Here is a 17,387-nt window from a genome sequence, read left to right on the forward strand (position 1 = left end):
AATTAGGGTGGAACCACGTGAGTAGCCTCTCGTCCCTTAAGGTATTTATATCTTGAGGACGGGAGGCTTTTATATTTCAAATAAGGAGGAATAAAAGATGAGTAAAATTAAAATTATATTTCCGGATAATTCCGTCAGAGAATATGAAAAGGGAATTAAGATTTATGATATAGCAAAGGATATAAGTGAAGGACTTGCAAGAACAGCAGTAGGAGCAAAATTAAATGATAAAATTTTGGGACTTGGTGATTCCGCTGAGGAAGGCGGCAAAATAAAGATTTTAAAGTTTGACGATAAGGAGGGAAAGAAGATATTTTGGCATACCACTTCTCATATTATGGCTCAAGCGGTTAAAAGATTATTCCCTGATACGAAATTAGCTATAGGGCCTGCAATAGACGATGGATTTTATTATGATTTGGATACGGAACACAGATTTACTCCGGAGGATCTGAAAAAAATAGAGGAGGAAATGGCCCGTATAGTTAAAGAAGGTTATGAATTAAAAAGATTCGTACTTCCGAGAGATGAAGCCCTTCAATATTTTAAAGAAAAAGAAGAACCTTATAAGGTTGAATTAATCGAAGATCTGCCTGAAGATGCCGTAATATCTTTTTATAAACAGGGCGAATTTACGGATCTCTGTGCGGGGCCTCATTTATTAAATGTCAAAAGGGTAAAGGCAATCAAACTTTTAAGTATAGCTGGTGCTTACTGGCGGGGAAATGAAAACAATAAAATGCTTCAAAGAATATATGGAATAAGTTTCGAGAAGAAAAAGAATTTGGACGAATACTTGGTGCTGTTGGAAGAAGCTAAAAAGAGAGATCACAGAAAACTTGGAAAGGAATTGGGATTGTTCAGTATGCATGAAGAAGGGCCGGGATTTCCTTTCTTTCATCCCAAGGGAATGGTATTAAGAAATATTCTTGAAGAATTTTGGAGGGAAGAACATATAAAAAGAGGATACGGAGAAGTAAAAACTCCGATTATACTGAATGAGGAATTATGGCATAGGTCGGGACACTGGGATCATTATAAAGAAAATATGTATTTTACTAAAATAGATAATGAAGATTATGCTATAAAACCTATGAATTGTCCCGGAGCAATGCTTATATATAAGTCAAATATGTTCAGCTACAGAGACCTTCCCCTAAGATGGGCTGAGTTGGGCTTGGTTCATAGACATGAATTATCGGGAACTCTTCATGGACTCATGAGGGTCAGAAGCTTTACTCAGGATGATGCTCATTTATTCATGCTTCCGAGTCAGGTAAAAGAAGAATTAATAGGAGTAATTGATTTTGCCAGCTATATGTATAACATATTTGGATTTAAATACCATGTAGAACTTTCAACGAGACCGGAAAATTCCATGGGAACCGAAGAACAGTGGGAATTGGCAACTAACAATTTGATAGAAGCTCTGAAGGAAAAGAAAATAAATTATATAATTAATGAGGGAGACGGAGCTTTTTACGGGCCCAAAATAGATTTTCATCTTCAGGATGCAATAGGAAGAACTTGGCAGTGCGGAACTATTCAGTTGGATTTTCAAATGCCTGAAAGATTTGATTTAACTTATATAGATAAAGATAATGAAAAGAAAAGGCCTGTAATGATTCACAGAACTATATTTGGGAGTATTGAAAGATTTATAGGCATATTAATAGAACATTATGCAGGAAAATTTCCTTTATGGTTATCTCCGGTTCAGGTTATCCTACTTCCCATATCGGATAAATTTAATGATTATGCTTATGAGTTGAAAAAGGAAATGATTGATAAGAACATAAGGGTTGATATAGATGACAGAGCAGAAAAAATAGGATATAAAATCAGGGAAGCTCAACTTCAAAAAGTTCCTTATATGTTGGTCTTAGGGGAAAAGGAAGTAGAGAACAATGATGTTTCCGTAAGAGCAAGAGAAGAAGGAGATTTAGGAAGAATGGAAATTGAAGATTTCATTGGGAAGGTAATTGAAGAAGTAAAAAATAAGAAATAACATTAAGACAAAAAATTCCGATAGTTGTTTATAAACAACTATCGGAATTTTTTGTCTTAATTAAGTTGCCGTATTTGAGGAAAGTTCATATTGCTTTAATATTTCATCTAATTCTTCACTTGTGAGGGTTTCCTTTTTCATTAACTCATCAGCGACAACCGTAAGTATCATCTTGTTTTCGTCTAATATCCTTAAAGCGCTTTCAAAACATTTATCAAGTATTTTTTTGATCTCTTTTCTTATTACTTCATAATTGTATTTAATGTAGTAGTCTTCTATCGTAATGTTTCCGAAAGAGCTCATTCCGTAGCTGCACACCATTTCTCTGGCGATTTCCGTTGCCTTGTTTAAATCATCCTTTGCTCCCGTTGTTATTTCATTGAAAACTAATTGTTCTGCAGCCCTTCCCCCGAGAAGTACAATTATCTTATTGGTAAGTTCCTTTTTTGTAAGAAGATATCTTTCTTCATCGGGAAATTTAAGTACATATCCCAAAGCCTGACCTCTCGGGACTATTGATATTTTTTGAATCATATCTGATTTTAAGATTTTACCTACCAGAGCGTGACCAGATTCATGAACTGAGACGGTTTTTTTTTCTTTGAAAAGTATAGATGGATTTTTTACTTCTAATCCTGCCACTACTCTTTCTATTGCCTGATTAAAGTCATTAATGAATATCTTATTTTTATTGTTTCTGACTGCAATTATTGCTGCTTCATTAGCAATATTCGCAAGTTCGGCTCCTGACAATCCGGTAGTTTTTTGTGCTATGGATTTGATATTCACAGCAGAATCTAAAGGTTTGTTCTTTGTATGAACCTCTAATATTTTTTCCCTTGCGTTTATATTTGGATTCCCTACATATATATGTCTGTCAAATCTTCCCGGGCGAAGAAGAGCCTCATCCAAAAGATCTATTCTGTTAGTGGCTCCGACTATTATAACGGTTTCTGATGTGTTGAAACCGTCCATTTCAACCAAAAGTTGATTAAGAGTCTGATCCTTTTCATTGTTGGAATCTAAATTTCTTTTTGCACCTATTGCATCGATTTCATCAATGAATATGATACTCGGAGCTTCTTTTTTTGCTCTTTCAAATAAAGTTCTTACTCTTTTTGCGCCTACCCCTACATATTTCTCGACAAATTCAGACCCGCTTGAATACAAAAAGGTTGAATTTGTCTCTCCTGCCACTGCTTTGGCAAGGAGAGTTTTCCCTGTACCCGGAGGGCCGTAAAATAATATTCCCTTAGGAATTTTCGCACCCATTTTAATATATTTATGGGGGTTGTTAAGAAAATCAATTGTTTCTTGAAGTTCTTCTTTTATCTCTTCAAGTCCGGCGACATCTTTAAAGGATATGGTTGATTTATCTTTTTCCTTGTTTTCATCTTTTTCACTAGCTATGGATAAAGTAACCAATTGGCGCTTTGAATTTATATTCATTCGGTATACAAAAAAAATCGATGTGATTGCCCATATAAATATTTTATCCGTGACAGTAAAACCCTTTAGGAAATCTAAAGGGAAAAATATATCAACCACCAGAAGCGAAGATAATGTTAAACCAAAGATAAAGATAGATAAAAGTATTTTCTTCTTATGCAATTTATCCCCACCTTTTCTAATTACTAATAATAGTTTAACCATTTAATTCATTTATATAAAAATTTATAACTAAAAAATATTGATAATTATAAACTTTTTTTGAAATTCGAAAACTTGACAATATATAATTTTTAGCTTATAATAATTTATGAAATTAATAGAAAATTAAGCAGAAGTATCCGCTTCTCACCTTATAGCTGGGGCTCATAAGGTTAAATATTTTAGATAGTTATTGGTTTGACAAATTATTTTTGTCTGATTGTTGGAAAAAGAAGCGGGTATTTTTGCCCGCTTTTTATTTTTTATACTGGGAGGTGTAGTAATATAAAAGAGCTTCAAATTAATGAAGAAATCAGAGAGGGAGAAGTAAGACTCATTGATAGCGATGGGGCGCAGTTAGGAATAGTTCCCGTAAGAAAGGCTTTGGAAATAGCTTATGAAAAGAAATTGGATTTGGTCAATGTAGCTCCAAATGCAAAACCGCCGGTTTGTAGAATAATGGATTATGGAAAATATAAATATGAATTGGCAAAAAAAGAAAAAGAGGCAAGAAAAAATCAAAAAGTTATTAATGTAAAGGAGATACGACTTACTCCAAGCATTGAAACTCATGATCTCCATGTCAAGGCAAAGAGAGCCATGGAATTTTTACAGAGTGGAGATAAAGTAAAGGTAAGTATAAGATTCAGAGGCAGAGAATTAGGGCATACTGATATTGGAAAAGAAGTATTGGATAAATTTACTAATCTAGTCAGTGAATCTGGTTCTGTGGAAAAGGAGCCGAAATTTGAAGGGAAAAGCATGGTGATGTATTTCGGCCCTAAGTCAGAATAGTTAAGGAGGTAATTTAGATGCCAAAAATAAAAACTCATAGGGGAGCGGCAAAAAGGTTTAAAAAGACAGGTTCAGGGAAGATAAGAAGATTTAAAGCATACAAAAGTCATAAGACCGGGAAGAAATCTCCAAAGAGAGTTAGAAATTTGAGAAAAGGTACTTTAATCAGTGAAGCGGATTTAAAGAGAATGTCTAAAGTACTGCCATATTAGTTGATAAAACATTGGAGTTTAAGGAGGTAATTTAAATGGCAAGGATAAAAAGAGGAGTTAATGCCAAAAAAAATCATAAAAAAGTATTGAAACAAGCCAAAGGATATTATGGTTCCAAAAGTAAATTATATAAAGTTGCCAATCAAGCTGTAATGAAATCATTGAGTTATGCTTATGTGGGCAGAAAGTTAAAAAAGAGGGATTTCAGAAAACTTTGGATAGCAAGGATTAATGCGGCTGCAAGACTTAACGGGATGAATTATAGTACATTTATTAGTGGTCTTAAAAAAGCAAATGTTGAAATCAATAGAAAGATGTTGTCTGAAATGGCAATCAGCGATCCGAAGAGTTTCTCCGAATTGATAGATATTGCCAAAAATAATTAAAGCAAGGTTCCGATAGCGGAACTTTGCTTTAATTATGATTAAACTTTCGGACAGGAAGGAAAATTAGATGAATCATGTGGTTAGCAGTCTTTCAAACCCAATTGTAAAGGAAATAAAAAAACTTTATAAGAGAAAATACAGGTGGCAGAAAAAGCTGTTTATTGTGGAAGGAATTAAAATAATAGAAGAGTGTATAAAAGAAAAATGGAATATTAAGTATATTATTATAAGAGAGGATTTTCCCTTAAAATTTGAAGTCAGTAGATTGATAGATTGTATTGATGATAATAATATAATAGTTGTGAATGAAAAGGTGTTCAATGAAATTACGGATATGGAAAATCCTCAGGGAATATTAGGTGTAATTGAATTTAATCTCTCCGACATGGAATTTCTTTTTAAAGTGAAAGATAAATTTTTTATAATAATAGATGAATTGCAGGATCCGGGCAATATGGGAACCATAATAAGAGCAGGAGATGCTTTTGGTGTCAACGGAATAATAATTACCCAGGGCTGTGTTGATATCTATAGTCCCAAGGTTGTTCGTTCTACCATGGGTTCGATTTTTCATGTTCCCATTGTTTTTGCTGATGATAAATTAAAATTAATAAAAGATTTGAAAGAGAAGAAAGTGGCTGTATATGCTACGTCTCTTAGGGGAAATATACATATTAATCGGGTGAATTTTAGAAGAGATTTTGCCTTAATTATAGGAAATGAATCTAATGGAGTTACGGAAGATTTTTTAAGGACTGCAGACAGTTTAATCAAGATTCCGATGAAGGGTAAGGCGGAATCCCTTAATGTGGCCATAGCTTCTTCCATAATTATGTATGAAGTTCTCAGACAAAGAGGCTAATATTTCTTGTATTTAACAAATTTAAGTGCTATAATTTAATAAATCAGATTCTTAAATATTGACCTTCGCTAATTTTTGATGGTCTTATTTTTTATATAACAGGATGGAAAGGAGTTCTACATATGAAGGATAAACTTAACAGGATAAAAGAAGAAGCCATTAATGAAATTTTTAGAGTGAAATCTATAGAAGAATTGGAACAGATAAGAGTAAGGTTTTTGGGTAAAAAGGGCGAATTAACTTTGATTTTGAGAGAGATGGGGAAACTATCGCCGGAAGAAAGGCCTATAATAGGTCAGTTGGCCAATGATACAAGGAATGAAATAGAAAGAGAACTTTCCTCAAAGAAAGAAAAAATCAATTCACAACTTGAAAACAAAAAATTTAATAAAGAAAAGATAGACATAACCATGCCGGGTAAAAAAATAAAATTAGGACACAGGCATCCTTTAATACAGACTATAGAGGAACTGGAAAATTTATTTATCGATATGGGATTTACCGTAGTTGATGGCCCTGAAATAGAAACCGTTGAAAATAATTTTGACGCTTTAAATTCCCCGGAAGATCATCCTTCCAGGGATTTAACCGATACTTTTTATATTACCGATAAGATACTCTTAAGAAGCCAAACATCTCCTGTACAGATTAGAACGATGAAAAAAACTAAACCTCCTATAAGAATTGTTTCTGCAGGAAGAACTTTTAGATTTGACGATGTGGATGATACTCATTCCCCAATGTTTCATCAGCTTGAAGGATTGGTTGTAGATGAAGGAATAACTATAACCAATTTAATGGACACAATAGATGTATTCATTAAAGAATTATTTGGAAATGATATGAAGACCAGATTCAGACCTCATTATTTTCCATTTACCGAACCCAGCGCCGAAGTTGATGTGTCATGTTTTCAGTGTAAAGGAAAGGGATGTGATGCATGCGGAGGAACAGGATGGAGTATGGAACTTTTGGGCTGCGGGATGGTTCATCCGAAGGTGTTGGAAAACTGTGGCATAGATTCGGAAAAATATTCGGGATTTGCTTTTGGACTGGGAGTAGATAGGATTGCCATGGTTAAATATGGTATTGACAATATAAGGCTTTTATTTGACAATGATATGAGATTTTTAGAACAATTCTAAGTATGAGGAGGAAATAATATGCTATTACCTGTTAAATGGTTGAAGGAATATGTAGATATAGATGAAGAAGTAAAAACGCTATCGGATAAACTTAATTTGTCCGGCTCCCATGTAGAATCCATTATTTCTTTAGATAGAGGAATTAAAAAAGTAGTAGTAGGTAAGATTTTAAACATAGAAAAGCACCCAAATGCGGACAGATTATCAATTACCAAAATAGATGTGGGAGGAGAAGTCTTACAGATTGTTACAGGCGCGAATAATATCAAAATAGGAGATTATGTGCCTGTTGCCCTTATAGGAGCAAGACTTTCAAAAGGCGTCAAGATTGGCAAGGGTAAACTCCGGGGAGTTGAATCCGATGGAATGTTATGTTCGCTGAAGGAGTTGGGGTTTGAAGACAGCATAATTCCCAAGGCTCAGAGAGACGGAATATTTATATTGGACAAAGAATACCCCTTGGGAGAAGATATAAATAAAATATTGAATTTATTCGGTGAAGTAATTGAATTTGAAATAACACCCAACAGACCTGATTGTTTAAGTATTATAGGAATGGCAAGAGAGGTTTGTGCGACCTTTGGGAAAAAATTGAATTATCCGCCGGAAGAAATTAATGAAGAGTTTGACAATATCGAAAATTATATCAATAACGTAAAAATAGTAGATAATGATTTATGTTCGAGATATTATGGAAAAGTAATCAAAGACGTAAAAATTCAAAGTTCGCCCTTATGGCTTCAGTTAAGGTTAATGGAAGCCGGTGTGAGACCTATAAATAACATAGTAGATATTACCAATTATGTAATGCTGGAATACGGAGTCCCTCTTCATGCTTTTGACTTAAGTAAAATAGCGGGTAGAGAGATATATATCAGAAGAGCTGTTGAAGGAGAAAAGATTACAACCTTGGATGGTGCCGAAAGAAATCTTGAGCCATCGGATTTGGTCATAGCGGATGGGAAGAAACCTGTGGCGATTGCAGGAATAATGGGTGGATTTGATACGGAGATAACCGAAAGTACCAATACCATATTTATAGAATCGGCTCAGTTTAATAAAAGAAATATCAGGCTTACTTCTAAAAGATTAGGATTGAGAACGGAAGCTTCAAGTAGATTTGAAAGAGGAGTAGACCCCAACTTATGCGAGATGGCTTGCAGAAGGGTATGCAGATTGGCGGAACTCATAGGAGTAGGTAAAATAATTGAAAACCACATAGATGAATATGAGAAAAAGAAAGAAAAACGGGTTATTTATTTGAGGCCAGAAAGAGTGAACAAGATTTTAGGTTCTGATATTAAGACGGATAATATGATAGAAATATTGAAGAACCTGGAATTGGAAGTTGAGTTTTCGGAAGGCAGATTAAAAGTTTTGGTTCCTACTTTCAGAGATGATTTGAAAATAGAAGTTGATTTAATAGAGGAAATAGGACGTATATATGGCTTTCACAATATGAAACCTGCACATTTAAAAGGAATATTGACGAAGGGCGGAAAATCATATAAAAATGCCGCTGAAGATAAATCCAAGGAAATATTAAAGGGTTTGGGACTAAATGAAATAACTACATATTCTTTTGTCAGCCCGAAATGTTTTGATAAGATTAATCTTCATGAAGATAGCATTAAGAGAAGATATATAAAACTTATAAATCCTCTCGGAGAAGATTATAGTGTTATGAGAACTACTCTTATTCCAAATATGATGGAAGTATTATCCGGAAATTTCAATTATGGCGTAGACAGAGCTTATGCTTATGAAATCGGAAATATTTTTATTCCGACGGAATTTCCTATAAAGGATAAACTGCCATTGGAGAAAAGGACTTTATGTATAGGAATGTATGGGGAAGTGGATTTTTATACTATTAAAGGTATTGTGGAAGAATTTTTAGCCAATGTAGGAATTAAAGGCTGCGATTATCTGAGGGAAGAAAATTATCCTACATTCCACCCCGGAAGAACTGCCAACATAATATATAATAATAAGGTCCTCGGAGTATTAGGAGAAATTCATCCTGATGTGGCTAAAAATTATGACATAAAGGAAAGAACATATATTTGTGAGTTGGATTTTGATTCAATTGTTGAAGAGGCAGTTTTTGAGAGGAAATATAAGGCTTTACCTAAATATCCTGCTGTAGAAAGAGACATCGCCGTTGTTATAAATAAGGATATTTTAGTAGGGGATATAGAAAAGGTAATATGGGAGAATGGAAAGGACATAATAGAAGAAGTTAATTTGTTTGATGTTTACACGGGAGATCAAATACTGAAGGATAAAAAAAGTGTTGCTTTTTCAATAGTCTATAGATCCGATAAGAAAACTCTTACAGATGATGAAGTGAGCAGAGTGCACAATAATATTATTGAAAAGATAGAAGATACCTTTGATGCAAAATTGAGAAGTTAGGGAGTAGCTTTTTTTCTGTATAAGTATAAAATTTGAGGAGATGATTAAGTTATGACGGATAAAAAAAAGGTGGATGTAACAATTGACGGTCGTAACTTTACCGTGGTAGGCAGCGAATCGGAAGATTATATCAAAAAAATAGCTCAATATGTAGACAATACAATTAAAAATGTTTTTCATAACAATATGAGATTGAGCAACCATATGGCAGCTATTTTAGCGGCATTTAATATTGCAGATGAATATTGTAAAGTTAATCAGAAATTAAAGAGTTTGGAAAAAGAAGTGGTAGGACCTATCGGGAATTATGAGAATGTCAGCAAGGAATTAGAAAATTCAAGAGCTAAAATAAAGGAATTAGAAGAGCAGTTGAACAACAATAAGGAAGAATTTGACAAAGCAAAAGAGGATCAAGAAAGAGAAAATAAAAATTCCAAGAAATATGAAAAACTTTTGGAATTAAAGGAAAAGGAATTAAAAGAGAAGGAAGATATGGTAAAAGAGCTTCAAAATAAATTGTACGAAAATCAAATGGAGTTGGTTCAGGTTAAAAAGGAATTAGATGAGTCCATTAAATATTTTGATTCTGAGAAGGGAATATTTTCAAAGGAGGAAATATAGAATTAGTGAATAAGAAGAATAGGAATACGGAATTGTTGGCTCCTGTTGGGAATATGGAATCCCTATATGCTGCAATTCAAAACGGTGCTGATGCAGTATATCTGGGAGGAAAGCTTTTCAGCGCCAGACAAAGTGCTCCCAATTTTGATTATGAGGAATTGAAGGCTGCTATTACCTATGCTCATATCAGAAATGTGAAAGTTTATGTGACAGTTAATATTCTCATTGCCGACAGTGAAATGAAAGATGCCTTAAACTATGTAAAATTTCTTTATGAAAATGATATAGACGGTATTATTGTTCAGGATTTGGGTTTGGCCTACGGCATAAAAGACATATTTCCCGAACTTCATCTTCACGGAAGCACCCAAATGACCGTTATAAACAGAGAAGGAGCTCTATTTCTGGAAAAGCTGGGCTTTAATCGAGTTGTCCTTGGGAGGGAAGTTTCTCTGAAGGAAATAAAATCCATTTCATCAACGACTCATATAGAGCTGGAGGAATTCGTTCACGGAGCTTTATGTGTCTGTTATTCCGGGCAATGTCTTATGAGCAGCATTATAGGCGGGAGAAGCGGAAACAGAGGCAGATGTGCCCAACCCTGCAGGATGCCTTATACAATAATGAAGATCGGAAATGGAAGTATTCAAGAAATAAAAATGGAAGGAAAATATCTTTTAAGTCCCAAGGATTTAAATACTATAGATTATTTGGATAAAATAATAAACAGCGGCGTTGCATCTTTAAAAGTGGAAGGCCGGATGAAGAGACCGGAATATGTGGCTGTTATCATAGAAAAATACAGAAAGGCATTGGATTATGGCGTAAAATCCATTACTGATCAAGACAGAGAAGATATTTTAGAGATATTTAACAGAGGATTTACAAAGGGATATGTATTAGGTGATTTCGGCAAAAACTTTATTTCTTATGATAGGCCGGATAACAGAGGTGTATTAATAGGGAAAGTTGCTAAATGGGACAAGATGTATATGTATATTAAGTTGTTTGATAAGGTGGAAAAAGGAGACGGACTTGAGTTCCAATTGGATTCAGGAAGGTATGTAGGAATTATTGTTAATTTTTCTAAGGACAGAGAAGAATTGCTGAGGATAAAAAGAATAAAGGGAGTAAAGAAAAAATCCGAAGTTTATAAGACTTCCGATTTTATGCTGATTGGGAAAGCCAGAGAATCCTTTCAGGAAGAGAGAAAAAAATTTCCTATAAATATGAATTTGAATATTTCTGTCGGTGATAAGATTAAACTATCAATAGACGATGGCAAATATAAAGTGGACGTTTACAGCGACGGCGTTGTACAAAGAGCCGAGAATATAAGTTTAACCACGGACAAGGTAGTTAATCAGATGGATAGGCTTCAAAATACACCTTATTATATAAAAGATATAAAGATGAACTTTGAAGGACAAGGATTTTTTCCTATGGGAGGATTGAATAAACTAAGAAGAGACGGAATCCAAGAACTAAATGAAAAAAGAGAACTTTTAAATTTCAGATCTGAAATTACAGATGAAGAATATGGTGAGAAACTTGAAAAGCTGATGAGTTTTAATAAGCCCAAATCAAAAAAACAGAGAATGAGTGTGAGGGTTTCAAGTATTGATCAGTTTAAACATATAAATTTGAATAAATTAGACAGAATATATATTGGGTTTAGTGAAGACATTGAAGACATATTCAAAGAAATAAAAAAATCAGGTAAAGAGGGATTTTTATATACGGATAAGATAGTCGGAGAAGAAGGACTAAAGGACTTGGGAAAGAATATCGAACTCCTTCAAGGACTGATTGATGGTGTATCCGTATCGAATATCGGGACTCTTAAATATGTTCAAAAATATAATATAGACATTCACGGAGATATAGGGTTAAACGTTTTTAACAGCCTTACTGCCAAACTTTTAAAAGATTCCGGAGTGAAAAGCATAACGTTATCTCCGGAATTGGATATTAAGGGTATAGACGAGATATGCCGAAGAAGTTCCTTGGACTTTGAGCTGTCCGTTTATGGCTACTATCCTCTGATGGTACTAAAGCACTGTCCCATGGCTTTAATTAAAAAATGCGATAATGATAAAAGTTGTTCAAACTGTAGATTCAAAAGAGGATATGGATTGAAGGACAGAAAGGGAAAGATATTTCAGATGATAAGGAACAATAAGGTGACTGAGATATATAATACAGTTCCGTTGATGCTTAGTGAGGAGGTAGGTGGAATTTTTAAATCTGGAGTAAATATGATAAGAGTTGATTTTACTGTTGAAAAAGAAAATATTTCTCGTATTCAAGATGCTTTTTTTAGTATTTCTAAGAATTTGACCGATAAAGAGGATGTCTTGCATACTATAGCCGATTTAAAAAGAAACGGAATCACAAAAGGGCATTTGCATCGAGGTATTCTATAATAGAGGTGATTTTATGAATGAAAAGACCTTAAGAGTGTTGGAATATAACAAAATAATTGATATCTTAAAAGATAATACGGAATCCTCATTAGGAAAAGAGCTTGTATCACAGATAAAGCCTCTGACAGATATAGATGAAATAGAAAATAGGCAGAAGGAAACAGAAGAGGCTTTGGAACTTATAATCAAGAGAGGTACTCCTCCTCTTTACGGAATACATGATGTAAGGGGAGAAATCAAAAGAGCGGAAATCGGAGGTACCTTAGGTCCGGGAAGTCTTCTTAAGATTTCGGATTCTTTAAGAGTTGTGAGAAGTTTAAAGAATTATTTGAAAGAGACAAGGGAAGATAAAAACGGGAATTATCCCGTCGTTGGAAATTTGATAAATGAATTGAGCGTATTTGAGTATATTGAAGAAAGTATTAATAATGCAATTATAAGTGAAGAAGAAATATCGGATAATGCAAGTCCAGCTCTTAGAAGCATAAGAAGAAAGATAAATATGAAAAACGACAGCATAAGAGATAAATTAAATTCAATTATCAGTTCATCCAATAATAAAAAGTATCTTCAGGACAGCATAGTTACCATAAGGGAAGGAAGATATGTAGTTCCTGTCAAACAGGAAAACAGAGGAAATTTTCCCGGGCTAGTTCATGATCAATCTTCCAGTGGTGCGACTTTATTTGTAGAACCTATGGCTGTAGTAGAATTAAATAATGAACTGAAGGAATTGAAAATTGAAGAACAGCATGAAATAGAGAGAATTTTGATTGAGCTTACCAATATGGTAAGGGAAAGAAGTAACGAGATAAGGAATAATCAAAAAATACTTCAAAGATTGGATTTTATATTTGCTAAAGGGAAAATTGCCGTTAATATGGATGGAACAAAGCCTATTCTTAATGACAGAGGGTATATAAATATTAAAAAGGGAAGGCATCCTCTTCTTGATAAGAAAAAAGTTGTTCCGATAGATATATATATAGGAGATGATTTCAGAACTCTTGTAATTACCGGGCCTAATACCGGGGGGAAAACAGTTACTCTTAAAACAGTAGGTCTTTTATGTTTAATGGCCCAATCTGGTCTTCATATACCGGCAGATCATAATTCTGAAGTGGGAGTATTTAATAAGATATTTGCCGATATTGGAGATGAACAGAGCATTGAACAGAACTTAAGTACTTTTTCGTCTCATATGACAAATATCGTAGAGATATTAAAAAATGTGGAAGAAAAAAACTTGGTTCTCTTTGATGAACTGGGAGCCGGTACAGATCCTGTAGAAGGAGCGGCATTGGCAATGTCAATACTCGATTATCTGTATAATATAAAAGTGAGAACTATAGCAACTACTCACTATAGTCAATTGAAAATATATGCTCTTACTAAAGAAGGAGTAAAAAATGCTTCCATGGAGTTTGATGTAGAAACATTAAGCCCTACTTACAAACTTTCGATTGGAATTCCTGGAAAATCAAATGCTTTTGAAATATCTAAAAGGCTTGGGCTTATGGATTATATTATATCTCATGCTCAAACTTTAATTTCCAAAGAAAATGTAGATTTTGAAGATGTATTAAAGACAATGGATCAGGACAGAAAGAGAATTGAAGAAAATAAGTTAGAAACTGAAAGATTGAAGATTGAAATAGAAAGATTAAAAGAAGAATTGACTGATGAAAAAGAAAGAACTCAGGAAGCAAAGGAAAAGATTATATACAAAGCTAAAGAAGAAGCAAGAAATATTTTAAGAAATGCTAAGGAAGAATCGGATCTTATTGTATCCAATCTAAGAAATATATCTAATGAAATTGAAAGAGAAAGAAATATTAAAATTCAGGAAGCTCAAGACAAACTTAAATCTAAATTAAATGAAACGGAAAAGGATTTATCCATAAAGTTATTGGATGTGAAAAGTTCTAAACCCCCTAAAAATTTAAAGGTAGGAGAATCTGTGGAGATATTGTCTTTAAATCAATCCGGTATTGTAGTTTCTCTTCCAGATGATAACGGAAATCTTCAGGTGCAGGTTGGGATAATGAAAATCAATGTGCCTGTCTCCTCTCTGAGAAGAATAAAAGAGAATGATTCACAAAAAAGAACTGCGGTGATGACAAAGAATATTCTAAAATTTAAAACTCAGGATATAAAGAATGAGATCGATTTAAGAGGAGAAACATTGGATGAAGCATTACTGGACTTGGATAAATATTTAGATGATGTATATATTTCCGGACTTAAAGAAATATATATAATACACGGAAAAGGTACGGGAGTTTTAAGATCAGGGATATCGGATTTGTTAAAGAGTCATAAACATGTTAAATCCTATCGACTGGGCAAGTACGGAGAAGGAGGAAGCGGAGTAACGGTAGTTGAACTAAAATAATTTTCTTGATAAATTATGAATTATGAGGTATATTATTAATTAACAATTTAAAAGACATATTCTGAGAAGAGGAAATAAAATATATTTTTTGGCAAAGCGAATTAGGGATGGTGAAAGCCTAAATACAAATATATATTTGAAAAGAGCCTTGGAGAATCCATCTGAATAAAGTAGGATAGGACGCAAGATGCGTTAAATAAATGAGTGGGCAATAGGCCAACAAGAGTGGTAACACGGGAAAACTCTCGTCTCTTAAATTGAGATGAGAGTTTTTATTTATAACGAATAGGAAAGTTCTTACATATAAATATTGATTAAAAAGAACTTTCCGTAAATGAGTTTCAAGAAAAGCTACTTTATAAAATACTTCGATAGAAGCTTTTCTTATTATTTGAAGGAGGATTTATAAATGAAGGATTTAAAAGAAGAAGTTGTTGGATTGATTGAAAAAGAAATTGATGATATCTTAGCAAAAGAAGAAATTGAAAAATTAGTTGAAATTCCGCCAGATAGCGAAATGGGGGATTATGCATTTCCCTGCTTCAGGTTATCTAAAGCTTTAAAGAAATCACCAAATTTGATTTCTCAGGAATTAGCAGAAAAAATAGAGAAAAACAGTTATATTGAAAAGGTTGAAAGTTTGGGGCCATACTTAAATTTCTTTATTGATAAGGAAAAATTAACTGAAATAGTACTCAATGAAGTAAAGGAGAAAAAAGAGAGATATGGTTCTTCGGATATGGGGAAAGGTAAAACCGTAATTGTAGAATATTCTTCTCCTAATATTGCTAAACCGTTTCATATAGGTCATATAAGGACTACTATCATAGGTCATGCATTATATGATATATATAAATATTTAGGTTATAATGCGGTAGCTATAAATCATCTCGGAGACTATGGCACTCAATTTGGTAAATTGATTGTGGCTTATAAAAAATGGGGAGACAGAAAAATTGTTGAAAAGGATCCTATAAACGAATTGCTAAAGCTGTATGTTAAATTTCATAAGGAGATGGAGAATGATTCCACTTTAGAGGAGCAGGCAAGGCATTGGTTTAAAAAATTGGAGGACGGAGACTCGGAAGCTTTAGAGCTATGGCAATGGATGAGGGATATGAGTCTTAAGGAATTTAACAGAGTTTATGATATATTGGGGATTAAATTTGATTCCTTTACGGGTGAGAGTTTTTATTCGGATAAGATGCCTAAAGTAGTAGATGATATGAGGAAGAAAGGCATATTAAAGAAATCCCAGGGAGCGGAAATAGTAGATTTGGAACCTTACGGCATGCCTCCGGCCCTCATAACAAAGAGCGACGGATCTACCCTTTATATAACAAGGGATATAGCCGCAGCAATATACAGGAAAGAGCATTACAATTTCTATAAGAATGTATATGTAGTGGGATCAGAGCAGATACTTCATTTTAAACAGTGGAAAAAAATCGTAGAACTTATTGGATATCCTTGGGCGAAGGATTGTATCCATGTTAATTTCGGAATGGTGAGATTGGAAGAAGGAACCATGTCCACTCGTAAGGGAAGAGTTGTTTTTTTGGAGGATGTGCTTAAAAAGGCTGTAGAAAAAACCTTGGCTATAATAGAAGAAAGAAATCCAAACTTAGAGAACAAGGATGAAGTTGCCAAACAAGTCGGAATAGGAGCAATAGTATTTCAGGAATTATTTAATAACAGGATTAAAGATTATACATTTACATGGGAAAAGACATTAAGCTTTGACGGGGAAACAGGTCCTTATGTTCAATATACCTATGCAAGGGCGAACAGGCTGCTGGAAAAAGGAAATTTTTCGCCGGATAATGAAATAGATTATTCTATTTTATCAGCGCCGGAAGAAATTAACATTATAAAGATGATTTATAATTTTCCAAAGGAAATAGTCACGGCAATGGAGAAAAATGAACCTTCTTTTGTTGCAAGAAGCATAATGGGAATAGCAAAAGCCTTCAACAGCTTTTATAACAGTTGTCCCATAATGCAGGAAGAAGATAATTTGAAAAATGCAAGGCTTCAGTTGGTATGGGCAACGAAATCAGTAATCAAAGCAGGTCTTTCCCTTCTTGGAATGGAGACTCCTGATAAAATGTAAATATTAAAGGTCCTTATACTTTTTATAAAAATGTATAAGGACCTTTATATTTTAATGAAGAAATATTTATAAATACTATTTTTGCAAATATAAAAGAAACTCATCTTCTTTAGCTTCCGATAATTCACTGAGTTCTTTAATGATATTATCTTTTAAATTGAGAAATGCATCAATCTTTGTATTTTTCCCTGTGTATTCAAGTGCTTCTAATATCATTAACATATCATTTTTAGACATCTCCTGTATAGATATTTTGTCAAATTCCTGCATAAATCTACCCCTTTCTCAATGTATTTACATATATATTTTATATTCTTTTTTTAAAATCTTCAATACTTATCAAGTAATATTGTTTA

The 17,387-nt window shown here is 33.6% G+C and carries 13 protein-coding genes and 3 other annotated features (1 of these 16 cut by a window edge); of the genes, 11 read left to right on the forward strand and 2 right to left on the reverse strand.

Going from position 1 to position 17,387, the window contains the following annotated elements:
* Positions 1-40, forward strand: a binding site (T-box leader); it begins 166 nt to the left of the window's first position.
* 57 nt (positions 41-97) lie between these two features.
* Entirely contained in the window at positions 98-2,008 is a 1,911-nt protein-coding gene (thrS, locus tag EQM13_RS06925) for a threonine--tRNA ligase (RefSeq protein WP_128752312.1), read from the forward strand.
* A gap of 60 nt (positions 2,009-2,068) precedes the next feature.
* Here the strand turns inward: thrS and ftsH are convergent, their stop codons facing one another.
* Complete coding sequence (gene ftsH / locus EQM13_RS06930; protein WP_200796165.1) at positions 2,069-3,619, reverse strand: ATP-dependent zinc metalloprotease FtsH; 1,551 nt, start codon at positions 3,617-3,619, stop codon at positions 2,069-2,071.
* A gap of 161 nt (positions 3,620-3,780) precedes the next feature.
* Positions 3,781-3,925: a sequence feature (ribosomal protein L20 leader region), on the forward strand.
* On the opposite strand from ftsH, the gene infC reads away from it, so the two are divergent.
* The 10 genes from infC to argS all read left to right on the forward strand — a co-directional run bounded on the left by infC (position 3,917) and on the right by argS (position 17,031).
* Positions 3,917-4,453: a translation initiation factor IF-3 gene (gene infC / locus EQM13_RS06935; RefSeq protein WP_071141074.1), complete on the forward strand. Its 537-nt coding sequence runs from the start codon at positions 3,917-3,919 to the stop codon at positions 4,451-4,453. Its footprint overlaps the feature before it by 9 nt.
* Before the next feature lie 17 nt (positions 4,454-4,470).
* The gene (rpmI, locus tag EQM13_RS06940) at positions 4,471-4,665 is read left to right on the forward strand and encodes a 50S ribosomal protein L35 (protein WP_071141023.1); all 195 of its coding nucleotides are present in this window, start codon (positions 4,471-4,473) and stop codon (positions 4,663-4,665) included.
* A 35-nt stretch (positions 4,666-4,700) separates the two neighbouring features.
* A complete protein-coding gene (rplT, locus tag EQM13_RS06945; protein ID WP_071141022.1) occupies positions 4,701-5,051 on the forward strand; it encodes a 50S ribosomal protein L20 in 351 nt (116 codons plus the stop codon).
* A 67-nt stretch (positions 5,052-5,118) separates the two neighbouring features.
* A complete protein-coding gene (locus EQM13_RS06950) occupies positions 5,119-5,913 on the forward strand; it encodes a TrmH family RNA methyltransferase (RefSeq protein WP_071141021.1) in 795 nt (264 codons plus the stop codon).
* Between the two features lie 122 nt (positions 5,914-6,035).
* Positions 6,036-7,058, forward strand: coding sequence for a phenylalanine--tRNA ligase subunit alpha (pheS, locus tag EQM13_RS06955; protein WP_071141020.1), 1,023 nt, complete (start codon positions 6,036-6,038; stop codon positions 7,056-7,058).
* An 18-nt stretch (positions 7,059-7,076) separates the two neighbouring features.
* Positions 7,077-9,476: a phenylalanine--tRNA ligase subunit beta gene (pheT, locus tag EQM13_RS06960; protein ID WP_128752314.1), complete on the forward strand. Its 2,400-nt coding sequence runs from the start codon at positions 7,077-7,079 to the stop codon at positions 9,474-9,476.
* A 51-nt stretch (positions 9,477-9,527) separates the two neighbouring features.
* Positions 9,528-10,097 carry a cell division protein ZapA gene (locus EQM13_RS06965; protein WP_128752315.1) on the forward strand — a complete coding sequence of 190 codons (570 nt, stop codon included), beginning with the start codon at positions 9,528-9,530 and terminating at the stop codon, positions 10,095-10,097.
* A gap of 5 nt (positions 10,098-10,102) precedes the next feature.
* The gene (locus tag EQM13_RS06970; RefSeq protein WP_206172917.1) at positions 10,103-12,523 is read left to right on the forward strand and encodes a DUF3656 domain-containing U32 family peptidase; all 2,421 of its coding nucleotides are present in this window, start codon (positions 10,103-10,105) and stop codon (positions 12,521-12,523) included.
* Positions 12,524-12,536: 13 nt separating this feature from the next.
* Positions 12,537-14,918: an endonuclease MutS2 gene (locus tag EQM13_RS06975; protein WP_128752316.1), complete on the forward strand. Its 2,382-nt coding sequence runs from the start codon at positions 12,537-12,539 to the stop codon at positions 14,916-14,918.
* Positions 14,919-14,972: 54 nt separating this feature from the next.
* Positions 14,973-15,174: a binding site (T-box leader), on the forward strand.
* A 153-nt stretch (positions 15,175-15,327) separates the two neighbouring features.
* Positions 15,328-17,031, forward strand: a complete 1,704-nt coding sequence (gene argS / locus EQM13_RS06980) for an arginine--tRNA ligase (RefSeq protein ID WP_071141016.1) — start codon at positions 15,328-15,330, stop codon at positions 17,029-17,031.
* 75 nt (positions 17,032-17,106) lie between these two features.
* Here argS and EQM13_RS06985 read toward each other — a convergent pair whose 3' ends face one another.
* Complete coding sequence (locus tag EQM13_RS06985) at positions 17,107-17,301, reverse strand: hypothetical protein (protein ID WP_071141015.1); 195 nt, start codon at positions 17,299-17,301, stop codon at positions 17,107-17,109.
* Positions 17,302-17,387: the final 86 nt, after the last annotated feature.

It is taken from the genome of Acidilutibacter cellobiosedens, from assembly GCF_004103715.1.
Classification (GTDB): domain Bacteria; phylum Bacillota; class Clostridia; order Tissierellales; family Acidilutibacteraceae; genus Acidilutibacter; species Acidilutibacter cellobiosedens.